A 2545-nucleotide genomic window follows, 5' to 3' on the forward strand; every position below is an offset into this window, starting at 1 on the left:
GTATAAACCTATTTTTTCTATTGGTCGTTTTTCTTGCCAACAGGATACGCCTTCTTGTGTTTGTACCGAAACTACACTTGTTTTTTGTGCTTTATGAAAGGTTTCTATATTAGTTTTTGCTGTTATTATGGCTTCTTTTAATGCTTGTGGCACTAATACTGAAGCGGCTTCAACGGCTTCTTTAGTTACTATATTTGTTTTTAAACTGGCTCCATCAAATAGTTCTGTATACTTTTCTATGGCTTTATCTCCATTACGTTTTACATCTTTAAATATTTGATTTACTGTGGTTTCTATATCGTTTACTGTTTGTGTTGGTCTTTGCAAAATTGCATTCCACTCGCTTCTTTTGGGATTTATAATTGTCTTCATTTTCTTTTAGGAATTAATTCTATTATTAAACAACCATTTTTTCTATTGGACAGACTAAAATACCTTGTGCTCCTTTTTGTTTAAGTTCGTCTATAACTTCCCAAAATGCATTTTTATCTAAAACAGAATGTACAGAACTCCAACCTTCTTCTGCCAATGGTAGTACTGTTGGGCTTTTCATTCCTGGAAGGCTACTTATTATGTCTTGCAATTTATCATTTGGAGCATTTAATAGAATGTATCTAGAGTTCCGGCCTTTTAATACCGATTGTATTCTAAATTGAAGTTTTTCGAGTAGGGTTTTATTATTGTTGGATATTTTTGGAGATACTGCTAATACTGCTTCAGATTGTAATAGTACTTCTATTTCTTTTAATCCATTTTTAAATAGTGTGCTTCCACTAGAAACAATATCGCAAATACCATCTGCCAAACCTATATTGGGTGCTATTTCTACTGAGCCATTTATAATATGAAGATTTGCTGTAATACCGTTTTTTTCTAAAAACTGATTAACTGTGTTTGGATAAGAGGTCGCTATTCGTTTTCCTTCTAAATCTTTTAAAGTGCTTGCTGTAGCTTCTTTTGGAACTGCTATAGATACTCTACATTTTGAAAAACCTAAACGTTCCACTATGGGTAAATCGTCTCCTTTTTCTATTAATACGTTTTCGCCAATTATAGCAACATCTACTACTCCGTCTCTTAGGTATTGAGGGATATCTCCATTTCTTAGATAAAAGACCTCTAAGGGGAAGTTTTGAGCAGAAGCTTTTAATTGATCTTTTCCGTTATCTATAGAAACGCCAATGTCTTTAAGGATTTTCATTGAATCCTCATTAAGTCTTCCTGATTTTTGTACTGCAATTTTTAGTTTAGTCATTATTTCTACTTGTTTTTAAAGTATAGAACCAACCAAATTCGAGTAGAAACAAAAAACCCGTTTGATTGGCTCAAACGGGTTTTTTAAATATTTTGATTTTATTCAATACATTTTCATCTCGCTTGGCTGCCAGTGTGAAAATGATGATGATGTAATTGAATAAATGTCATGTCTTTATTTTGTTATGCAAATATCTAAAAAAATATTTCATAAATCCTAATTTATATTATTTAAAACTATATTTTTAACATATAAAAAACTTAAACTTATGAAAATTAAACACTTATTAGTATCCCTTTCCTTAATTATTGTGTGCTCTTTTAACCTTAATGCCCAAGAGGATTCAAAAGTTATTTTAGAAAAGGCTTATGCTAAAGCAAAAAAAGAGAATAAAAATGTTTTTATAATGTTTCATGCTTCGTGGTGTGGTTGGTGCAAAAAAATGGATAAAAACATGATGGCTGATACTACTAAACAGTTATTTGAAGATAATTATGTTATTGAGCATTTAACAGTTATGGAATCTGCTAAAAATAAAGCTTTAGAGAATCCTGGAGCTCAAGCTTTTTTAGAGCGTTATAAGGGTGGACAAGCTGGTTTACCGTTTTGGTTGATTTTTGACAATAAAGGAAAATTAATAGAGGATTCTTTTAATGCTAAAGGAGATAATTTGGGTTGCCCTGCTACTCCTGAGGAAGTTGCTGAGTTTGTAAATAAACTAAAAGCTTCTTCTAAATTAACGGATGCTGATTTAAAAATAGTTAGCAAGCAATTTATTATAGAAAAATAATTGGCTATTATATATAAAAAAATCGATGCTTAAAAGCATCGATTTTTTTATTTTAAAGCTTTCCTTTTTATTGATTTCCTAATATTATTGGCATTCCACTATCTCCAGATCCTATAACAATAACTTTACTGTTTGAAGATTCTGATAGTTTTATTGTTGCTTCAATACCTTTATCTTGAAGAATTTTATCTGTTAAAGAGGCGCTTAATATTTTATTTGCATCTGCTTTACCTTGTGCTTCAATACGTTGTTTTTCGGCTTCTTTTTGAGCTGTAACCAATCTAAACTCGTACTCTAAAGATTCTTGTTCTTGTTTTAGTTTACGCTCTATGGCTTGCTTAATTGTTGGAGGCAATGTTACATCGCGTACTAAAACAGAGTTTAATTGAATGAATTGTGGTTCTACAATTTTTTTAGTTTCTTCATAAATTTCTTTTTGTATAGCATCTCTTTTAGTAGAGTACAATTGTTCTGGTGTGTAACGCCCAACGACACTTCTT

General features: G+C 31.0%; 4 protein-coding genes. 1 reads left to right on the plus strand and 3 read right to left on the minus strand.

Annotation, left to right across the window (positions count from 1 at the left end; all coding sequences use genetic code 11):
* Together ACVC2P_RS00700 and hisG are read right to left on the minus strand one after the other, a co-directional pair.
* On the minus strand, window positions 1–372 hold a 372-nt coding region (locus ACVC2P_RS00700; protein ID WP_452596564.1), incomplete at its 3' end, for a histidinol dehydrogenase.
* A 25-nt stretch (window positions 373–397) separates the two neighbouring features.
* On the minus strand, window positions 398–1255 hold the full coding sequence (gene hisG, locus ACVC2P_RS00705) for an ATP phosphoribosyltransferase (protein ID WP_452596565.1): 858 nt from the start codon (window positions 1253–1255) through the stop codon (window positions 398–400).
* A gap of 268 nt (window positions 1256–1523) precedes the next feature.
* On the opposite strand from hisG, the gene ACVC2P_RS00710 reads away from it, so the two are divergent.
* Complete coding sequence (locus tag ACVC2P_RS00710) at window positions 1524–2045, plus strand: thioredoxin family protein (RefSeq protein ID WP_452596566.1); 522 nt, start codon at window positions 1524–1526, stop codon at window positions 2043–2045.
* A 67-nt stretch (window positions 2046–2112) separates the two neighbouring features.
* Here ACVC2P_RS00710 and ACVC2P_RS00715 read toward each other — a convergent pair.
* Window positions 2113–2545, minus strand: a 433-nt coding sequence (locus tag ACVC2P_RS00715; protein ID WP_452596567.1) for an SPFH domain-containing protein, incomplete at its 5' end; no start/stop codon positions are given.

The sequence above is a fragment of the Pontimicrobium sp. MEBiC01747 genome (genome assembly GCF_053601635.1).